The sequence below is a fragment of the Gemmatimonadota bacterium genome (genome assembly GCA_009838845.1).
Classification (GTDB): Bacteria; Latescibacterota; UBA2968; order UBA2968; family UBA2968; genus VXRD01.
The window spans coordinates 62,778-82,657 of record VXRD01000089.1; the positions used below are offsets into that span (position 1 = coordinate 62,778).

Sequence of the window (19,880 nt, forward strand, 5' to 3'; positions counted from 1 at the left end):
AGTGCCAACAGCATCACGGATGTGTCTGGACTGTCCAGTTTGACGAATCTGGAAATGCTGTATCTTAGTGCCAACAGCATCACGGATGTGTCTGGACTGTCCAGTTTGACGAATCTGGAAACGCTGTATCTTTTCGACAACAGCATATCGGATGTGTCAGTGCTCTCTGGCTTGACCCGTCTGACTAGGCTACATCTTGATGACAACAACATCACGGATGTATCTGTATTATCCGGCTTGACCCGTCTGTCAGAGTTGTATCTTCGCAACATTAACATCACGGATGTGTCTGCGTTATCTGGTTTGACCCGTCTGACATCGCTTTATCTTTCCGCCAACAGTATCACGGATGTGTCTGTGTTATCCGGTTTGACCAATTTGAGAAATCTGGGTCTTGCCGAAAACAGTATCATGGATGTGTCTGTGTTATCCGGTTTGACCAATCTGACATGGCTGAATCTTGGTAACAACAATATCACGGATGTATCTGCGTTATCTGGCTTGACCAATCTGACATGGCTGGATCTTGGCATCAACAGTATCATGGATGTGTCTGCGTTATCTGGTTTGACCCGTCTGACATCGCTTTATCTTTACGCCAACAGGATCTCGGACCTCGCGCCGCTGGTCGCAAATACGGGATTGGGCAGTGGAGATAGAGTTTTTGTGGGTGGCAACCCCCTGAGTGCCACGTCAATCAATACACACATTCCAGCCCTTCAGAGCAGAGGGGTTGATGTGCGCTTTGGCGCGTCGAAGCCCGCGGTGGAGCAAGAATGAGACATACTCCGTGGGGTGATGGAAACGTTTGGGGTTGATGGGGGATAGAGAGTAATTATATTTTCGCTGAAGCAGCTTTAATTGCGAGAAATATGTAACGAAATGAAAGGAAAAACAATGCGTAACCAGATTCTATTGATCCTGTCAACATTCGTGTTTTTGATGCACCCACTGTCTCTTTCGGCACAGAATAGCTTTTCTCTTTTGCTGGATGTGGATAGTGCCACAGGTGATCAGGCAGTCACGTCTTTGAATACTTCACCAGATCAAGTTATTGCCATACAGATCTTCGGTGAAGATATTCAGAATGCCACTGGTGTATCTGTGCGTTTTGAATACGATGCGAATCAGGTTGCTTATGACAGGTTTGACGCAAGTGCTGTGTTGCCCAATGCACAAAAACTCACAGAGCAAGGATCAAACTTTGTGAATATTAGCCTTGTGTCTTTTGGGGGGCAAGCCACGGTCAATAGCGGTCTGATTGGTACGATTCGTTTTCGCACGTTGGCTGCGTTTTCGGGTAGTGCAATTCGGTTGGTGCGTGCTGATCTTGCCCGTGGTGGTCAAACGCAGAGTGTGTCCCTGAATTTGCGCGTTGAATTATGGTTACAAACAGTTCTTTCGCCAGATTTTGACGGCGATGGTCAGGTTGGCTTTTCCGACTTTGTGTTATTTGGGAGTCAGTATGGGTCACGTCAGGGGGATGGAAAGTATGAAACCAAGTATGATTTGGACAGCGATGGTGTGATTGGCTTTTCCGATTTTGTGATCTTTGGCAACAGCTATGGCCAGGATGTCTCTTCTTATGTTGCTATTCCGGATGCGAATTTACGTGTTGTCATTGAGGCTGAGCTTGGCAAGGCGCGCGGTGCGCTGATCACCAGGGATGAGATGTCAACCCTGACTCGCCTTGAGGCAGAAAATGCGAACATCAGGAACTTGACTGGCCTTGAGTTTGCGACCAGTTTGACAAGGTTGGATTTTGGTCTTAAGACAGTAGGAGGGCGTCTGGTCAACAGCAACAGCATCTCGGATCTTTCACCACTATCCGGCTTAACCAAGCTGGAAAGTCTGAATCTTGAGGCCAACAGCATTGCGGATGTGTCTGCCTTATCCGGTTTAACCAGTCTGACATATCTGAATCTTTACAAAAACAGTATCTCGGATATATCTGCGCTATCTGGTTTGACCAGTTTGACATGGCTGAATCTTTTCAATAACAGTATTACGGATGTGTCTGCCTTATCCGGTTTAACCAATCTGGAGGGTCTGAATCTTATCAACAACAGCATTGCGGATGTGTCTGCCTTATCCGGCTTAACCAATCTGGAATATCTGTATCTTATCAGCAACAGTATCACGGATGTGTCTGGACTATCCGGCTTAACCAGTCTGATAGAGTTGTTTCTTGATGCCAACAGCATCACGGATGTGTCTGGACTATCCGGTTTGACCAGTCTGAGAAAGCTGTATCTTCGCAGCAACAGCATTGCGGATGTGTCTGCCTTATCCGGCTTAACCAGTCTGATAGAGTTGTTTCTTAGCGACAACCGAATTTTGGACCTCGCGCCCCTGGTTGCAAACACGGGATTGGGCAGTGGAGATAGAGTTTTTGTGAGTGGCAACCCATTGAGTGCCACGTCAATCAATACGCACATTCCAGCCCTTCAGAGCAGAGGGGTTGATGTGCGTTTTAGCGCGTCGAAACCCGCGGTGGAGCAAGAACGAGACATACTCCATGGGATGATGGAATCATTGAGGGGTGAGGAATGGGAGGCAGGTGGTTATATTTTTCGCAGGTAGATAGGGGAGAGGAAGGGCGTGATCAACCCAAAAGTGGATCGTGAGGAGAGATGACCGACTTTTTCAACTAAAAACAGAGCTTGTTTCTTATAGAATGGGCGATATATTCTTTTTGGAGTATATATCGCCTATTTTTAATTTTATTGATTTATATTTCAAAGGTTGCCAAAATAGTGCTAAATGGGTAGTTTTGGTGCGTTCAGCTTTCTATTCTATTACCGCGGTAAGAATTATAATGTTTCCCATCAATAAGCATTTGAGAAATATAGACAATAGCCTTGGCGTGCTCAAAGGCGGCCATGCGAGAGATGCCGCGCTTAGAGACACGGCTTTGATAGCCGATAGCATGGGATTCGATTTGGTGCGAACAATGTCTCAACGGGAAATCATCTCTTTGGCCCGGTCGCAAAATGCCCGGGATATTCCCAAAAACGAATTGCAGAGTTTTGTCAGGGCTGACCTGATTATGGAATTTGAGTAAAATTATATTGAATACCGAAGCTGCAAAATCCCTGTCATACGCAAAGCAACATCTGGAACGCGTTCTCGCAGCATGGGATGATCCTACTGATTGGGCAGACCTTACAATTTATGGATTTTATTGTCTGGAAGCTGCTATTGTCGCAGCAGGCTTACATACAGGTCTGGATTTCAAAAGGTCCCATACAGATAAAGCTGAAATAGCGCGTAAGCTTTTTCAATCTCACGGATTGCCCGATGTTGCCGATTTTCTTTGGGATCTCAATACGGCTCGCAAAGCTTCGGCTTATGGCGATGTAGATTTTCCAGATTTGGATGCAGAGGATGTGGCAGATAAAATTGAAGAGTATGTGGAAGCAGTTTCTGCGTTATTGGGAGATGGATCAAATGATCAGGATGATCAGAAATCTGACGAGCAATCGCCCGAATAACATTGATTCATTGCAATTTTTCAGAACGATTGATAAATGGCCCAGTACTCATGCGAAAGATTGGGTCAAAAATTTTGTACAAAGGCTGTGTGAGCAACCCGATATCTGGGCAATTGTGATTTTTGGTTCCATTATTCGCCCAAATGCCAAATACTGCTTGGATGTTGATTTACTGATTATTTATGAGAATGATAGGCCAAGTTTTGCAAACCCACCTCTTGATGTCGATATCAGGTCATATTGTCGAGAGGATGTAGAATCTCTTATTACAGAGGGGCACGAACTTCTGGGTTGGACAATTCGTTTTGGAGAGGTTCTTTACGAGAAAGATCAGTATTGGACAACCTTGTGTGATAAATGGAAAGATCATCTTCCCTTGCCTTCTGCAAGAATAGCGGATAAACGTGCCGAAAGAGCGAAGCGGCTTTTTGAGGATATTAAAGTGATTGGTGACGAGGATGCAGCAGAGGAACAATTTATCGCGATGCTGACACAAATGGCGCGTGCTTGTTTAATCAGGTCAGGTATTTATCCCGCATCCCGTCCTGAACTACCGGACCAGTTAAAATCTGTTGGGAAATACCGTCTTGCTTCTCAGTTGGAAGAAGTGTTACAGAAACGCCGTGAATTGAAAGTATGATCTCATGTGAGTAATCTTTCCAGAAAATCCTTTCCAATAACACAGCATGTCACCGCGCTGATATGCTTTTTTTTGTCGGGGTTTGCCGGGCTGGTTTACGAAGTTGCCTGGATACGGCAGGCCGCGCTTTTGTTTGGGTCAACGACTTTTGCGGTGAGCGCGGTTCTATCTGTTTTTTTTCTGGGTCTGGCTATTGGGGCGTATCTTTTCGGGCGCGTTGGTCAACGGACTTTTCGGCCACTTATTCTTTTTGCGTATATCGAAATTGGTCTGGGTCTTCTGGCTCTGATCAGTCCTTTTGCGTTTGATTTTGCAGATTTTCTCTATGGCATCGCGTATAGACTGTTGAGCGATGCTCCCTTCCTGCGGTTTACTACCCGTCTTCTTCTGGTTGCGCTCGTCGTTCTGCCGCCCACTGTTCTGATGGGCGGTACGCTTCCTCTTTTTTGCCGTCAGTATTCGCGCGATAGCGGCACGATTGCGCGTGCTGTTGGTCTTCTCTACGGTGTCAATACGCTGGGGGCTGCACTGGGTTGCGCGGCTACGGGGTTTGTTTTTTTGCCGGATCTGGGTCTGCGCGGTGCGATCTATATTGGCGTTGTATGCAATATTCTGAGTGGGGTTGTTGTTCGCGCGCTGTCCATTGCCCGGGAGGATGTGTTTCCCGATTCGGCGCAGTCTCGCGGTGTGAGTGGCGGGCTCCCGCGGAGTAGCGTTGTATTTGTTCTGTTTTTTGCGATTGGATTTGTGGCTCTGGGTGCCGAGGTGCTGTGGGTGCGGTATCTGGGGCTTCTGATCAATAATACGGTTTATACTTATACGCTGACGCTGGGCGTTGTGCTGGTTGGGCTGGTTCTGGGGAGTGTTCTGGCGTCCCTGTTTTCCGATAGGACAGAGAGACGGGCGTATTATTTTGGCGCGTTTCAGGTTGCGACGGGTCTTGTTGTGCTGGCTCTTTTGATGCTTTCGCCCGGGGCATGGCGAGGATTGGGCAATGATTTGTATATCTATTTTGTGGTGCTTTTGCCCCCTGCTGTGTTGAGTGGCGCGGCTTTTCCGCTTGCGATTCGGCTGGTGATTCGCAATGCGGAATATACGTCTGGGATGGCTGGGAATTTGATTGCGGTGAATACGCTTGGGGGGATTCTCGGGTCTCTTTTGATTGGTTTTGTAGGGATTCCCTTTTTTGGTCTTGAGAAGAGTTTGTTTTTTATTACGGGTGCGAATCTCGCCATTGGCATTTCTGCATGGTTTTTGCTGGATGGAAGATATCGCGTGTTCAAATATGCGGCTGCATTGGTCGCCATTCTGGTCTATCTGGGGATTCCGTATTTTTCGCAGACGCAGGTGCCTGCGGATTTTATCGGTGAGGGACGGGATCTCGTGGCGTTCCGAGAGGGTTATGGCGCGAATATGGCGGTTGTCCGGCGGGAGGATGATCTGGAACTGGAGATTGACCGCTGGTGGCAAGGCGGGAGCAAGAAGAACCATCAGATTATGGCGGCGCATGTGCCGATGCTTTTGCATCCGAATCCCAAACGGGTCGTTGTTGTGGGGGCTGGTACGGGGCAGACGGTTAGCCGTTTTCTGATGTATCCCATCGATTATCTGGCGTGTGTGGATATCGAGCCTGCGCTTTTTCCTTTTATTGAGGAACATTTTGAGACGGATTGGATGGGCGATTCGCGCGTGGAGATTATCGCTGAAGATGGGCGCAATTTTTTGCGCCATACTGCGGCGACTTATGATATTATTTCTCTTGAGCTTGGCGAGGTTTCTCGTCCGGGTGTGGCGTTTTTTTATACGGTTGATTTCTATGCGCGCGCCCGAGAACGTCTGGCACCAGGTGGGTATCTGGTGCAGTTTGTGCCGTTGCGATTTCTGACGGAGGACCAGTTCCGCGGTGTTGTGCGCAGTTTTTTGACTGTTTTTCCGCAGAGTATTTTGTGGTATAATACGTCTGAGCTTTTGCTTATTGGTTCGGTGGATGATGCGTTCAAGATTGCTGAGGGGAAATTGTTGGGGATGGATGAGGAGGTTCATGCGGATCTCCAATACAGTCACTGGGGCGGGGTGGCGTATTCTCTCAATCAGCCGCATGTTTTTTGGGGTGGTTATTTGATGGGGGCGGAGGGTCTGGCTTCTGCGACAGTTGAGGCGGATGTGTATTGGGATGACCGACCGGTTCTGGACTATGAGTCGGTTCAGCATGCGGAGAGCGATGAGCTTGCGTTTGCGGAGATATTGTATAAATACCGGGATTCTATTGATGCGTTGATGCCGGGCGAGGCGGATGCGCGGATTGCGGAGGTTCAAAATAAAAATTTAAGGGAGATCGCCGCGCGCGTTTTTGTTCGCGAGGCGTCGGATTTGATTCCCGCGCGGGAACACAGGCGTATTGCTACGCTTTGTGCCGAGGCGATTCGCCGACTTCCCGAGTATGTGGATGCGCATCGCATGTTCGCCGATGCGATGATGCAACTGGGTCGCTTGCAGGATGCAGAAAGACACTATGCGCGGGTTTTGGAACTCGATCCCACAGATGCTCGCGCGCTGAATGGACGGGCTGTGGCGTTTCACCGCGCGGGACGGCTTGTGGAGGCGGTTCGCTATTACGAGGATGCGATTCGCTACTATCCGAATAATGCGCTGTCGCAAAATGGTATTGCTATGGCGCTTCACAGGCTTGGACGCTTTGATGAAGCGATTCAGCATTACAAGGATGCGATCCGCTTGCATCCGGATAGGCCCGATACGTATGCCGATCTGGGTACGGCGCTGGCACAGGCCGGGAGGTTGCGAGAGGCTGTTCCCTATTTGGAGAAGGCGCTCGCGCTACGGCCGAATTTTACACGGGTACAGCGCGTTCTCGCGCAGATACGAAGAGAAGTGGGAAGTGAGAAGTAGGAAGTGTGAACCATAATAAGGAGGGCGCTATGTCCAAATTTGTCTGTTTTCTGTTCGTTGTTTTGGTGTTTCAATCTGTTGATGCTCAGCAACCACAACAGCCACAACAACAAAACCGACGCCAGCAACGCACAATCACCGTGGAGCAAATTATGCAACAATTACCCGAAGGTGTGACTTTTATTCCCGATATTGCGTATCGCGAGGGGAACGAGGCGTGGAAACTCGATCTCGCGATGCCCACAGAGCGCGGCGAGTCTCTTCGTCCTGCTCTTGTTTTTATCCACGGGGGTGGGTGGAGAGGTGGGGATAAACGTCGGGGAGGTTTTCTTCGTCCTACTATCAGCTATGCAGATAGGGGCTATGTTTGTGTTACGGTGAACTATCGGATGCTCGATGAAGCGCCTATTACCGCGTGTGTTGAGGATGTGAAGAATGCGGTGCGCTGGCTGCGCGCCCATGCCGAGGAGTACCATATTGATCCGGAACGGATTGGTGCGAGTGGAAATTCTGCTGGCGCGCATCTGGCTGTTATGCTGGGTGTGTGTCCTCCTTCAGCTGGGCTTGAGGGCGATGGGCCTTACCAGGAGTATTCCAGTATGGTTCAGGCTGTTGTGGCGAGTGCTACGCCTACCGACTTTCTGTCTGCTATGAGTGACCGCCAGCGCAATCAGCAGCGAGCACGTCCCCCTCGCAAAAATGAGCTTAGACTGGAATCCGAAGAGGTTCGCGCTAAGGTTTCTCCTGTGACCTATGCCTCGGCCGATGCACCGCCTATTTTGCTCGTCCATGCAATATCTGATCGCACGGTTGGTGTCTATCATTCGGACAAGCTTGTCAATGCGCTGCGAGAAGCCGGTGCCAAGAATGTCAGTTATATTCTCCTGGGCGACGAGAGTGGACACGGTGCTTTTCAGCGCAATATCGCGTTTACTGAGCCTGCCCGTGAAGCGTTTTTTAATCGTGTGTTGAAACCGGGAAATTGAGATGAAGCATTTATCTGAACTCGAAGACCGGGTGGCTGAGGCACAGCCGGGTGATGTGATTACGCTAACTGATGGCGTGTATGATGGTGAAAGGTGCAAGCTCGCGGCAAGGGGGACCGCAGATCAGCCGATTGTTATTCGGGCGGAGGGTATGGGAAAGGCGGTTATAAAGGCGCCGTTGTTGCTGGTGGGAGATTATATCAGTCTTGTGGGGTTTCACTTTGTGGAGAAGGGGAGTGTGGAGATTCGAGGGAGGGGTTGTCGCATAAGTCGCTGTGTGATGACGGATGTGCAGGTGGGCAAGTGGATACGGGTGAGGGCAGAGAGCCGGGAGGTTGAGATTGATCGCTGCCGGTTTGAGAATAAGACCAATAATCTCGAGGAGACGCGCGGCTGCCAGTTGATGCAGATTTACGTTCGGAATCAGGGCGAGAGGCACCTTGTTCATCACAATTATTTTGTGGATGTTCCGGATGGTAAGGAGAGCAATGGATACGAGACGCTTCAGCTTATTACGGAGGGGAATCCGTACGATCCGGAGCCGGGCGATTGTGAGACGGTGATTGAGTACAATCTTTTTGTGCGTTGTAGTGGGGAGGCGGAGATTATTTCTGTGAAGTCCAATGGCAATATTCTCCGCAGGAATACGTTTCGCGATTGCCGGGGGGCGCTGGTGCTTCGGCATGGGCATGGCAATGTGGTGTCTGAGAATTTCTTTTTTGGCGAGAGCGAGCGCCGGGCTGGCGGTGTGCGCTTGCAGGGGACGGATCAGGTTGTTGTGAATAATTTGTTCCACTCGCTCAATGCGTTTGGGGTGGGTATGATGGATGGGGCGTCGGATGATCTCTATGTGCGGGTGGAACGCGCGCTGATTGCGTTTAATACGTTTGTGGGGTGTAGCCCGGCGATGGTTGTGGGGCTAAATCACAGCAGGTATCCCAATGGCACGGCGCCTAAAGATTGTGTGATTGCAAATAATGCTTTTGTGAGATCCGATGGGACTGTGCGGCTGGTGCAGGACGATGAGCCGGTGGATTGGAGGTGGGAGGGGAATGTGACGGATGGGGATTTGGGTATGCCTGATCGGGATGGGATAAAAACTGGGCGGGTCGATGTGGATTATCTGCCCAATGGGGTTGTTGCGCCAGCAGAGTCCAGTGGTCTGATTGGCAATGCAGAGGGGCATTATCCAGAGATTACGACGGATGTTCTGGGGCATTCACGGGACGAGCACAAGACGATTGGTTGCGTTGAGTTCCCGACGGGAACGGAGGATGGCGGTCCCTTAACCGCGGCAGATGTGGGACCAGGGTGGTAGGGGTGGTGTCAATCAACAATGCCGTCATCGCGGCAGGCTTTTAGCCGCGATCCAGTTGGTTTTGGTTGTCACTAATATCAGCAATCCAGTCAGGTAGGAGGGAAATCCTTTTCCCGACTTACGCATCAATCAATAGAAACAACAAGGTTCAAATTTTCTTTTCGTAGCATGTCTTGTAGTGCAAGCTGAACCCAAAAGTTTTCTGGCTCGCCGAGTTGTCTGGCAATTTTGGCTGCTCTGCTGGGGCTTGGAATTCTTCTTTCTTTTTCCATATCACAAAGGCTTTGAGGGGAGATTCCCAAAAAGTCAGCAAACGCTCTCTGGCTTTTTTCTTCTCCTATTCGATAACTCGCCAGAGCATTTCCAAATGTGAGACATCCAAAGTCTCTCTCCAGTTCAGAAGTCCCATATTGTGCTTTAGTAATCATGTTTATTGATCTCCTTAATTCCCAAATCATACGTCAAAATGACGTATGCAGCAAGTTCAACCTGCCTTGATATGTTTTGAAATGCGGTTGACAATATCACGTTGTTGCTACATTTTTTATCGGACAGTATAGATACAGTGGGAGACAGCGCAGTACGATTTTGGTAGAAACTCGCTGATGCTATACAATGAGGCTACATGAGATTACAGCGTGTATATGTTGATACTTCTGTCATCGGCGGCTGCCATGATGATGAGTTTGCCACCTGGTCAAACGGCTTGATGAAAGATTTCCGCTTGGGTAACTTCCGTCCGGTCGTATCCGAAGTCGTTGATGCGGAGGTTCAGGATGCCCCCGAGTCCATTCGAGATATTTACTCAGAACTTTTGACTCTGGAGCCTGAATTTCTCAACGCTACAGAGGAAGTCGTGCAACTTGCTGAAATCTACCTAGAAAGACAGATTCTGACAGACAGATTCTTCGATGATGCCCTGCATATCGCTTTAGCTTCGGTTGCAGAAGTTGATGTGTTGGTTAGCTGGAACTTCAAGCACATTGTACACTTTGACAAGATACGTCTGTTCTCCGCTGTGAACATTGAGCGTGGCTATAAACCATTACAGATATACTCTCCGCGTGAGGTGACTAATTATGGAGACGAAAAAGACGTTTGATGCGGTTAAGATGGTGCGCCGAATTCGAGACGCGCACTATGAGCAACTCAAGGATAGAACGGTAAAAGAGCAATTGGCATTCTACCAGAGCAAGTCTCATGCATTGCGTAACGAATTAAAAAAGAAACTGCAAGAGCATTATGACGACGAATGATCCTATTGTTTCGGAAGTCCGAGCAGTACGCGACAAACACGCTGCTCAATTCGGCTACAATCTCAAAGAGATATTCCGCGATATAAAAAAAACAAAAATCATCTGGTCGTAAATACGTGCAGTATCCATCCCGTACGGCTGTTGCAACAGCTATTACAACTTCAGATCAGTAGCGATAAAGGCAATATCATGAAGACAGTTTTCATTGGCGGTTCTCGTAGTATCACACGCTTAAACGATACCATCAGATCCAGAGTGTATAACATCATGCGTCAGCGTTTTGCTATTGTCATCGGAGATGCAAATGGTGCTGATAAAGCGGTACAGAGCTATTTAGCCGAAAAAGCATATCCGAATGTTATCGTCTATTGCATGGGGGACCACTGTCGGAACAATGTGGGAAGTTGGCCAGTAGAACAGATTTATGCAGATAATCAGGTAAAGGACTTTGCATACTACACTACTAAGGATGCAAAGATGGCCCAAGTAGCGTCCTGTGGCTTCATGATCTGGGATGGAAAGAGTAAGGGAACCCTGAACAATGTTCTCAACTTATTGCAGTTGCAGAAAAATATTCTGGTCTATTTTCACCCGATAAATCTTGTTATAAGCTCAAATCATCCAAAGATCTTACTACATTCTTAAAAAAGTGCAGCATCGATATGAGAGAAATGTTCAAACTTCGGAACTTGCAGAAAAGGAAGCATGTGATTAAAGGCGATCCCGAGGATCTGGTTCATATCACATGGGACAAGGAGAGGAATCTCGATCTACTTTGATACCCATATTGTGGTTATATGCTGGTCAAACCGAAATGCGGTTGACAAAATCGTGTCGTTACTACACTTTTTCTTTAATAAGCGTAATTCAAATATGGATAGAACGGGACGCACATGTTAAAAATTACATTTGAATGTCCAGATGATATTCTGCAGACCCTCAGTGAAACGCCTGAACAATTCGCCGAACAAGGCCGCCTGCTCATAGCTGTCAAACTGTTTGAACTCGGACGTTTGTCATCGGGCCAGGCGGCTCGGTTTGCGGGCATGGAGCGCGTTGTGTTTTTAGATGCCTTAAAATCCTACCAGGTATCTCCTATCAATCTGACTCCAGAAGAATTGGCAAAGGATATTTCCAGTGCCAGGAATCTGTAGTGTCGATACATCCCCTCTGCTTTACTTCTACCGAATTGACCAACTGACCCTGCTACACCGCCTCTTTGATCGGGTGCTTGTGCCTGAAGCCGTCGTTACAGAATTGGCGAAAGGTAAGGCGCAGGGTGTTCGCGTTCCCAATCTTACCGATTATCCCTGGATTGAGATTCGACAAATAGAACGTCGTTCTGTATCAGAAAGAGTCGATTCTCTGGGTGCTGGTGAACGTGAAGCCATTCTCCTTGCGCTTGATGGTCATGCTGATTGGGTAATCTTAGATGATCTGGACGCCAGATATCAGGCCGAAATATGTGGTCTTCAAGTCATCGGCACTGTTGGCTTATTGGCTTCTGCCAGACAAAAAAATATGATTGAATCAGTGGCCCCTATTCTCAATGCGCTTGAGGTTGCCGGGATGTGGTTGTCTGAAGACTTAAAACGAAGAGTTTTAGAATTGGTTGATGAAGTTTGAGGAGATAGAAGGGATATATTCTGAAATCCGATTGACAATCTCGCGTTGTTGCTACATTGTTTGTTTTTGAGGATATTCCCAATACGAGAAAAGGAAAACACATGAAAATCAAATCCGTCGAAGTCGTTCGCGTTGAACGGCCAGATGCAAGCCAGGTCTCAACGGGGTCTGGTACGACGCTCGCCGCTTCAACAGGTGCAGCCCCGAGGACAAAGGGGTATAGAAAGGCGTGGCCCTCGCAGATAGAGGTGGCAAATCCGATGTCTAAGTTCCCGCGGTTTAAGGCGCGGCGGCAGCTTTACGGTGCCAGACAATGGCCCAGGTTCTCGGTTAAGGTGACCGCTGAAGACGGGACCTGGGGCCTCGGCACGTCGGCGGGACGCCCGGTTGCTATGGTGGTGGAAGATGCTTTCGCGCATATACTGGAAGGGGAAAGTTGTCTGGCAATTGAAAAGCTGTGGGATATGATGTTTCGCGTGTCCAAATCTTTTGGGACTGTGGGGATTGCCTCGTTGGCGATTAGTGCTGTGGATCTGGCGCTGTGGGATCTGGCGGGGAAATTGCAGGGCAAGCCCGTTTATGAACTTCTGGGCGGTCCGGCGCGCGATCGTTTGTTTGTGTACGCGACGGGTGATGATGTGGATTGGTACAAGGAGTTGGGGTTTCGGGCGTTTAAGTTGCCCTGTCAATATGGGCCGGTTGATGGGTTGTGGGGATTGGGAGAGAACGAGAGGCGAGTAGCCGAGGTCCGCGAGTTGATCGGCGATGATTGCGATCTCATGCTGGATTGTTATATGGCTTTGGATGTGGAATATACCGCGCGCCTGGCCAATCGTCTGCGCCCTTATAATTTGCGGTGGATGGAAGAGTGTCTGATTCCCGAAGATGTTGGGGGGCATATTGAACTCAAGAAGCGCCTGCCGTGGTTGACGCTTGCCAGTGGCGAGCATTTTTACACGCAGTATCCCTATCAGTTGATGATCGAAAATCGGTGTCTCGATATTCTCCAGCCCGATATTCAGTGGGTGGGGGGTTTGACTGCTTGTGTCAAAATTTGTAATATGGCTGCTGCTGCGGGTCTGGAAGTTTGTCTGCACGGCGGGGGACGCGATGCGTACGGTCAGCATTTGAGCTGGGCAATGCCCAATACGCCCTGGTGTGAGTATTTTATCGGTTCTGATCCGGGGGTACCACTTGAAGAAGTGGCGCAACCCGGCGCGCGCGTGCCGCGCAATAGCTATCTGGAGTTTGCGCCGAGTGGTCCGGGTTTTGATCTGGGGATTGAAGAGGATTGGTTGGTGCCGTTTTAATTTTAGAGGACAAGAGGAACAAAAATGGATAAGACAATTATTTCAGTGGCGGTTGTGGGATCGGGTCCTACGAAGGATATGAATCCGGCTGTGCCTTATACGCCAAAGGAGATTGCAGAAGCCGCTATCGAGTGCCATAAGGCGGGTGCGGCTATTACGCATATCCATGTGCGCGATCCCGAGACGGGTATTGTGTGTTCGCGGATTGAGCTTTTTAAGGAGGTGGTGGATCGGATTCGGCAAGCTTGCGATATTGCCATTAATCTGACGACGAGTGGGGGAAATATTAAAGGGGAAAATATTATTGAGGAGCGGCTTGAGCCAGTTACGCTGAAGCCCGAGATTTGTTCTCTGGATATCGGCTCGTTGAATTTTGGCACTCGGGTGTTTATGAATCCACCCGAATGGGGTGTTGCCGCGGCAAAGCGCATGCGAGAGCATCGCGTTAAACCGGAGATCGAGGTTTTTGATGCCGGTCATATCCGCCAGGCGCGGTATATGATTGAGGAGGGGTTGTTCGAAGATCCCCCGTTTATCCAATTGTGTATGGGGCCCGGATGGGGTATTGAAGCCACGCCTGAGAATCTGATTTTTATGAAGAGTCTCTTGCCGCCCGATGTGATCTGGTCCGCTCTGGGTGTGGGAAAAGGGCAGTTGCCGATGATTACCATGGCTTTTCTCATGGGAGGGCATATACGGGTGGGTTTTGAAGATAATATTTATTTGCGGAGAGGTGTTTTGCTCAAGAGCAATGCACAGATGGTCGATCTCGCGGCGAGTATTGTGGAGAAACTTCAAGGCGAGATTGCCACGCCAAATGATGCTCGAGAAATGCTGGGGCTTACGTATCCGGGATGAGGGGTGAGATGGATGTTCTGACGAGTACAACTGAATATGACGTTGACTGGCGCATGCTCAATATGAATGCCGAGTTGGTCGCATCCAGTTTGAGCCTCACGTTGCGGTCGGGTCTTCACATGCTGCGGCCCTACTGGCGATCCAATGTCAATAGCGGCGATGGTGTCGCGCCGATCAATCATATTTTGAAATTTGAAACTTTCGGGCATCCCTGTTCTCTTCAGACAACACTGCGACAGGAATCGCAGATCCGTCTGGTTACAACGCGCAATGATGACGGAAGTCTCAAACGCGGGCATATCGTTCTGACATGCGAACTTTTTAAGGCGGATAATCTGGTTGGTCGATCGGAGTTTTGGCTGGCGCTTACGCGGCCGCTTGCACCGCCTGATGAGCGCATGCCTTCCGATGTGCCGGAGGAGCTTAAATTTCTGAAGGAGTACGAATTGGGCGAAGATGATTTGCTCAGCCGGGATATCGAATCCTATCGCTGCGAGGGCAGTGGTGAGATGCTGACCTATGACACGCAGCCGGTTGTTTTTCACATGGATCAGTCAGATCAGTATCGGCATATCAACACCGTCAAGTACATGGACCGGGTGCTCGATCTCCTGTCGCTTCAATATCACAAGATGGGAGGCGATGTCGGGCGCTTGCGGTTTCACGAAATTGTGATTTATTTTCGCAAGCCTTTTGTGCCCGGACAAGTCGCAGAAGCAGAGCTCGATTTTGTTCAGCACGCGGATAAGTTTCGCGGTGCGGTGCGATTCTACCACTGCAATGGCGATGGCACGCGCAGTGAGCGCATTTCTATGGCTATGGAAACGCGCGGTCCTCTGATGGATGATCTGTGAATTATTGGGGGAGGTCTGCGAGATGGGCAATATCGTTGAGTGCCATAAAGGTGGGTTCGCCTCCGGGGTCGAGTCGAAGGTGATGAATGGAGGCCGTGTGGCACGCGAATTGGGGTTTGTGTTCGTCTTCGGGCGTGTATCCCATGATCGCTTGCAGGCAGGCGACAATAGGCCGAACGTGTGTGATGCACGCAATTTGCTGGTCGGGCGCTTCGTTGACGAGTTGGCTCACGGTGCTGGCAACGCGGGTGTGCAGGTCGGCATAGGTTTCGCTGCCTGGAACGCGCGCCTCTTCGAGGGATTGTCCTCCCAAAAAGCCGGGATAATATTTTCGGACTTCTTCGCGGGTGAGTGTGGCCAGGTCGCCGCTTTCGAGTTCGCGCAGGTCATTTTCTACTTCGGGCACGATATGGAGTATATCGCCTATCCATTCGGCTGTTTGATGGGCGCATTGTTGGGGGCTGGTGTATAGGCCGCGAATGTCAAAGCCGCTTCTGAGGCGTTCGCCAATGAGCATGGCTTGTTGTTTGCCCCGGTGCGAGAGGGGCAGGTCGGCCCACCAGCCGTAGTGGTTTTCGCCGTCGCGTTCTCTGGCCTGTCCATGGCAGATTAGAATGAGGTCGGTTGGCATGTGTGTTCCTTACTATTCTGAGGGGGTGTATATGAAGTCAATGGTCGCGGTGTTTTTTTTCACAATGGTCGCGTTTTTTGGTCGGGCAGATGCACAGGTGGATGTCAAGATAGGCGGGGGGGCTCTTCTTGATCCCACGCGCGGGGGCGGGCACCTGTCCATAGAGATTCCCATTGGTGATTTGTATCCGACGTATCTGGCGCCTTTTGTTGAGTTTTATCGGAAGGACGGTATTTCAGAAATTCCAGCGGGTGTTAGTCTGGTTTATAAAGCCCCTTTGTCCGATCGCTATGGCACGGTGTTTTTTGGGGTTGCTGGCGGGGTGTTGCACGCACGGGGTTTTCCCGTGATTGTCGATGTACTGTTTGACGGATCAGTGCTTTACCTCGTAGATACAGAGACCGGAGACTTTGTAAGAGAAACGTCAACCGAGGCGTTGATTGCCGTAGCAGGTGGTATGCGATTTGATATTTCCGAGGGTATAGGTGCATTTGTACAGGGTCGCTGGTTTCGCGCTTTTGCGTCCGGATCAACAAATAATTTTGGCATTCAGGCAGGGCTGATGTTCTCTTTGGGTGAGAGATAGCGGACGAGTCAGGAGTTTATATCCAGGCCGGGATTTATGTCCCGGCTTTTTTATTTTATCGATTGATGGCGCAGGAAATCGATCAATAATCGCACGCCAACGCCCGTGGCTCCGATAGGGGTGTCGGGTTTGGCGGAACTTGTCGATGCCGTGCCGGCGATGTCGAGGTGTGCCCAGGGGAAGTTCTGGACATAGGCTTCGAGGAACGCGGCGGCGGTGAGTGCGCCCGCGGGCCGACCGCCTGAGTTTTTGAGGTCGGCCACATTGCTTTTGATGCTGTTTCTGTGGTCATCCAGAATGGGAAGATGCCAGGCAATTTCGCCGGTGCGATTGCCCGCTTCGTGGATTTGAGCGATGAGGTCATTGTCGTTGCCCATCAAGCCACTAACTTCGTTGCCGAGTGCGGTGACACATGCACCGGTTAGCGTGGCCAGGTCAATGACTGCTTTGGGCGCGTAGCGCGCGCTGTATGCGATGGCGTCGATGAGGGCGAGGCGGCCTTCGGCATCTGTGCTGTGTATTTCAACGGTTTTGGTGCCGAGGGGATGCAAGATGTCGCCGGGCCGATACGCGAGGCCATCGGGCATGTTTTCTGCGGCGGCAACCAGGCCGATGACGCGGTGGGGCAGGTCGAGTTTTGCCACGGCTCGCATTGCGCCAATGACGGCTGCGGATCCACTCATGTCGAATTTCATGTCCCACATGCCGTCGCCACTTTTGAGGGATATGCCGCCCGTGTCAAAGGTTATGCCTTTGCCAATGAAGATGATTGGCGCGGCATTGGGATCGGCTCCCGGGTGTTCCAGGATGACAAAACGAGGCGGTCGAGCACTCCCCTGTCCCACGGCGCTGAGGGCACCCATGCCTTCATTTGAGATGCGCTGTTCGTCAAATATTTCACAGGAGAGTCCCGTTTCACGAGCCATTTCCAAAGCGCGGTCGGCCAGTGTCGCCGGTGGCAAGTCGTTGCCGGGGGTGTTGCTCAGGTCCCGGGCGAAACACACGCTTTCGGCGATGATTTGTCCGGTGTTCGCGCCTTTTTCCACATCGATTTGTTTGGATGTGTCAAATTCGACGAGGGTAAATGTGTCGAGACGTTTGGGATCGTCATGATTTGTTTTGTAATTGGTGAATTTGTAGTTGCCGAGTATTGCGCCTTCAACGGTGGCCTGTGCGGCGTCTGAGACATCGAGACCGCCTATGCCGCCGCCGTGAATGATGGAGGCGAGGGTTTTTGCGCCGAGTTTGATGGCTTCTCTGGTCGCAGATGCAGATGCGAGGCGCACGTGATTGGGCGTGAAGGCTTCTCGTTTGCCCAGGCCAACGAGAATGAGGCGCGGCGCGGCCATGCCCTCGCGGGGATAGAGTACGGCGGTTTGGTTGCGTTTGCCGCTGAAGTCGCCGCCTGCAATGAGGTCGGCAATAAGCCCGTCCAGCGCGCGATTGGCGGCACCTGTTGCGCCGCCTGGTTCTGTGACGCCTTCAAAGAGGTTGAGTACGATGGCGTCTGTTGTACTTTCGAGGATGTTGCCGATGGTGGTGGAGATGTTCATGGTGAGAATTGGTCCTATATGAGAAATGGGTTGATGCGTTTTTCGCGGTCTATGGTTGTGTCTGGCCCGTGCCCGGGGTGAAGTATTGTGTCGTCGGGGAGGGTGAGGATTTTGGTGTGGATGGAGTCCATGAGCGTTTGCAGGTCTGCGCCTTCGAGGTCGGTCCGACCAATAGAGCCAGCGAATACAGTGTCGCCAACAATGGCGCCGCCCGGCCATGTGAGGGCGATGTTGCCGGGCGCGTGACCCGGTACATGGAGGATGTTCAGAGTTTCGCGGCCAAAGACGATGGTGTCGCCTTCATCGATAAAGCGGTCGATTTTGGGCGGTGGATCGGTTTGAAGGCCCATCGGTGCGACAATGTCTGTAAGCGCCTCGACCATGAATACATCGGCTTTGTGGATGGCGAATGGTGCGCCTGTTTTTTCTTTGATCGATGCAACGCGCCCTATGTGGTCAAAATGTCCGTGTGTGGCAATTATTTCGACGATCTCGATATTGTGGTCTTCGATGAGCTGAAGAATGGTGTCGGTATCGTCTCCGGGATCTATTACAATGCCTTCGCGCGTTTTTTCGCAGGCGAGGATATAACAATTGACTTCAAGCGGACCGACGATGGTGGATATAAAGATCACGATAGTTCCTGCGCGATTTTTACTTCTTCGCCCGTTTCCTGGCTGCGATAGATGCCGTCGAGGATTGCCATGACTTGCAGCGATTGCTCGGCGGGTACGGGTGATGGTTTGCCTTCGGCGATGGCCCGGGCAAATTCGACACATTCCTGGGCGTGGGGTTCGAGCAGGTCGCGGGTATTTTGCAGGGTGCGGTTGTAGTGTTGTTGTATATCGTTGTTGGTTTGATAGATTTCGCAACTGGGCCAGTGGCTGCCTCCTCTGATGCCGTAGAGCCACATTTGCATGTCTTCGCCCTGCGTTTTGTGGTGGAGTAGCCAGCTGACTTCGAGCACGAGGGTTGCTCCATTTTCAAAGCGCACAAATGCTGCGGCGAAGTCTTCGACATCGAACTGCGACGATGGGATGAGACCCCAACTGCTGAAGGCGCCTTTCTGGTGGGCGATTTCTGCACGGGCGACACCGGTGACGGATACGGGTTTGGGGTTGTCCATGAACCAGAGTGTGAGGTCCAGGATGTGAACGCCGATGTCGATGCAGGGACCGCCGCCGCTGTGTTGTTTTTGTATAAAGCCCGGTGTGTTTGGCGCCCCTGAGCGGCGGAGCATCCAGCTTCGCGCGTGGTAGATGTCTCCGAGTACGCCTGTGTCGAGTTCGGCTCGCATGGCTTTTGATTTGCCCGAGAAACGAAAATGCTGCGCTGTCATCAGGGTTTTGCCAGATTTGTCGCGTGCGGCAATCATGTTTTTGATGAGTTCCGGGCTGGGGGCGAGCGGTTTTTCGCAGATGACGTGTTTGCCCGCTTCAAGCGCGGCAATGGCCAATGGGGCGTGATAATTGTTGGGGGTGCAGATGTCGATGATGTCGATATCGGGGTTTTTGAACAGGTCGTCCGGGTCGGTGGAAAGGATGGATATGTTGTTGTTTTTGCCCCAATGGTTCAGTACGTCTGCATTGATATCACTGCCGGCAATCAGGTCGGCATGTTCGGAAGCGGCCCATCCAGGCATGTGGGTGCGCGCGATGCCGCCAACGCCGATGATGCCGACTTTGAGTTTGTCTGCCATGATGCTCCTTTCAGATTTCAGTTGGAATCTCTTAATGAGGGCAAAAGATAATATCACAGCGAGTTAAGGGAAAGTTTTTTTTGTGAGATTGTGATATTTTACCCTTGACGCATATACAAATGTTCACTATATTTATAGCGAGTGAAAGATGGAATATTATAT

Annotated in this window: 21 protein-coding genes and 1 pseudogene; 17 read left to right on the forward strand and 5 right to left on the reverse strand. The window is 50.5% G+C overall.

All coding sequences use genetic code 11. The features are described 5' to 3' along the window. Positions 1-21 precede the first annotated feature (21 nt). The 8 genes from F4Y39_11395 to F4Y39_11430 all read left to right on the forward strand — a co-directional run bounded on the left by F4Y39_11395 (position 22) and on the right by F4Y39_11430 (position 9,345). Positions 22-780, forward strand: coding sequence for a leucine-rich repeat domain-containing protein (locus tag F4Y39_11395; protein MYC14321.1), 759 nt, complete (start codon positions 22-24; stop codon positions 778-780). Between the two features lie 102 nt (positions 781-882). After that, positions 883-2,583 (forward strand): hypothetical protein, encoded by a 1,701-nt coding sequence (locus tag F4Y39_11400; GenBank protein ID MYC14322.1) that lies wholly within the window; start codon positions 883-885, stop codon positions 2,581-2,583. 235 nt (positions 2,584-2,818) lie between these two features. After that, positions 2,819-3,064 carry a hypothetical protein gene (locus tag F4Y39_11405; GenBank protein ID MYC14323.1) on the forward strand — a complete coding sequence of 82 codons (246 nt, stop codon included), beginning with the start codon at positions 2,819-2,821 and terminating at the stop codon, positions 3,062-3,064. After that, on the forward strand, positions 3,057-3,494 hold the full coding sequence (locus tag F4Y39_11410; GenBank protein MYC14324.1) for a hypothetical protein: 438 nt from the start codon (positions 3,057-3,059) through the stop codon (positions 3,492-3,494). The genes F4Y39_11405 and F4Y39_11410 overlap by 8 nt, the downstream gene beginning before the upstream one ends. Beyond that, positions 3,451-4,134, forward strand: a complete 684-nt coding sequence (locus tag F4Y39_11415) for a hypothetical protein (protein MYC14325.1) — start codon at positions 3,451-3,453, stop codon at positions 4,132-4,134. Before F4Y39_11410 ends, F4Y39_11415 begins: the two co-directional genes overlap by 44 nt. A gap of 6 nt (positions 4,135-4,140) precedes the next feature. Beyond that, positions 4,141-7,041 (forward strand): tetratricopeptide repeat protein, encoded by a 2,901-nt coding sequence (locus F4Y39_11420; protein ID MYC14326.1) that lies wholly within the window; start codon positions 4,141-4,143, stop codon positions 7,039-7,041. 29 nt (positions 7,042-7,070) lie between these two features. Beyond that, the gene (locus F4Y39_11425) at positions 7,071-8,027 is read left to right on the forward strand and encodes an alpha/beta hydrolase (GenBank protein MYC14327.1); all 957 of its coding nucleotides are present in this window, start codon (positions 7,071-7,073) and stop codon (positions 8,025-8,027) included. Position 8,028: 1 nt separating this feature from the next. Next, positions 8,029-9,345, forward strand: coding sequence for a hypothetical protein (locus F4Y39_11430; GenBank protein MYC14328.1), 1,317 nt, complete (start codon positions 8,029-8,031; stop codon positions 9,343-9,345). Positions 9,346-9,470: 125 nt separating this feature from the next. Here F4Y39_11430 and F4Y39_11435 read toward each other — a convergent pair whose 3' ends face one another. After that, on the reverse strand, positions 9,471-9,773 hold the full coding sequence (locus F4Y39_11435) for a helix-turn-helix transcriptional regulator (protein ID MYC14329.1): 303 nt from the start codon (positions 9,771-9,773) through the stop codon (positions 9,471-9,473). A 197-nt stretch (positions 9,774-9,970) separates the two neighbouring features. Here F4Y39_11435 and F4Y39_11440 point away from each other — a divergent pair, with 197 nt between their 5' ends. The 8 genes and pseudogenes from F4Y39_11440 (at position 9,971) to F4Y39_11475 (ending at position 15,249) form a co-directional block, all read left to right on the forward strand. Beyond that, on the forward strand, positions 9,971-10,447 hold the full coding sequence (locus F4Y39_11440; GenBank protein MYC14330.1) for a type II toxin-antitoxin system VapC family toxin: 477 nt from the start codon (positions 9,971-9,973) through the stop codon (positions 10,445-10,447). A gap of 140 nt (positions 10,448-10,587) precedes the next feature. Further along, positions 10,588-10,774 (forward strand): annotated as a pseudogene (locus F4Y39_11445) (hypothetical protein). Between the two features lie 16 nt (positions 10,775-10,790). After that, positions 10,791-11,246: a hypothetical protein gene (locus F4Y39_11450; GenBank protein MYC14331.1), complete on the forward strand. Its 456-nt coding sequence runs from the start codon at positions 10,791-10,793 to the stop codon at positions 11,244-11,246. Positions 11,247-11,494: 248 nt separating this feature from the next. Beyond that, positions 11,495-11,755, forward strand: a complete 261-nt coding sequence (locus tag F4Y39_11455) for a UPF0175 family protein (GenBank protein ID MYC14332.1) — start codon at positions 11,495-11,497, stop codon at positions 11,753-11,755. Further along, positions 11,739-12,227 carry a DUF3368 domain-containing protein gene (locus tag F4Y39_11460; GenBank protein ID MYC14333.1) on the forward strand — a complete coding sequence of 163 codons (489 nt, stop codon included), beginning with the start codon at positions 11,739-11,741 and terminating at the stop codon, positions 12,225-12,227. Before F4Y39_11455 ends, F4Y39_11460 begins: the two co-directional genes overlap by 17 nt. Before the next feature lie 101 nt (positions 12,228-12,328). Then, positions 12,329-13,537: an L-rhamnonate dehydratase gene (locus tag F4Y39_11465; protein ID MYC14334.1), complete on the forward strand. Its 1,209-nt coding sequence runs from the start codon at positions 12,329-12,331 to the stop codon at positions 13,535-13,537. A gap of 24 nt (positions 13,538-13,561) precedes the next feature. Continuing rightward, positions 13,562-14,395, forward strand: a complete 834-nt coding sequence (locus F4Y39_11470) for a 3-keto-5-aminohexanoate cleavage protein (GenBank protein MYC14335.1) — start codon at positions 13,562-13,564, stop codon at positions 14,393-14,395. An 8-nt stretch (positions 14,396-14,403) separates the two neighbouring features. Next, entirely contained in the window at positions 14,404-15,249 is an 846-nt protein-coding gene (locus tag F4Y39_11475; GenBank protein MYC14336.1) for a hypothetical protein, read from the forward strand. A 1-nt stretch (position 15,250) separates the two neighbouring features. On the opposite strand, the gene F4Y39_11480 is transcribed toward F4Y39_11475, so the two are convergent. Further along, positions 15,251-15,880: a histidine phosphatase family protein gene (locus F4Y39_11480; protein ID MYC14337.1), complete on the reverse strand. Its 630-nt coding sequence runs from the start codon at positions 15,878-15,880 to the stop codon at positions 15,251-15,253. Between the two features lie 31 nt (positions 15,881-15,911). On the opposite strand from F4Y39_11480, the gene F4Y39_11485 reads away from it, so the two are divergent. After that, positions 15,912-16,466 (forward strand): hypothetical protein, encoded by a 555-nt coding sequence (locus F4Y39_11485; protein ID MYC14338.1) that lies wholly within the window; start codon positions 15,912-15,914, stop codon positions 16,464-16,466. Positions 16,467-16,516: 50 nt separating this feature from the next. Here F4Y39_11485 and F4Y39_11490 read toward each other — a convergent pair whose 3' ends face one another. From F4Y39_11490 to F4Y39_11500, 3 genes are read right to left on the reverse strand one after another with little or no spacing between them, the layout of a single operon-like run. Further along, a complete protein-coding gene (locus F4Y39_11490; GenBank protein ID MYC14339.1) occupies positions 16,517-18,019 on the reverse strand; it encodes a leucyl aminopeptidase in 1,503 nt (500 codons plus the stop codon). A 14-nt stretch (positions 18,020-18,033) separates the two neighbouring features. Continuing rightward, positions 18,034-18,654: an MBL fold metallo-hydrolase gene (locus F4Y39_11495; GenBank protein ID MYC14340.1), complete on the reverse strand. Its 621-nt coding sequence runs from the start codon at positions 18,652-18,654 to the stop codon at positions 18,034-18,036. Then, positions 18,651-19,718, reverse strand: coding sequence for a Gfo/Idh/MocA family oxidoreductase (locus F4Y39_11500; GenBank protein ID MYC14341.1), 1,068 nt, complete (start codon positions 19,716-19,718; stop codon positions 18,651-18,653). Before F4Y39_11500 ends, F4Y39_11495 begins: the two co-directional genes overlap by 4 nt. Between the last annotated feature and the right edge of the window lie 162 nt (positions 19,719-19,880).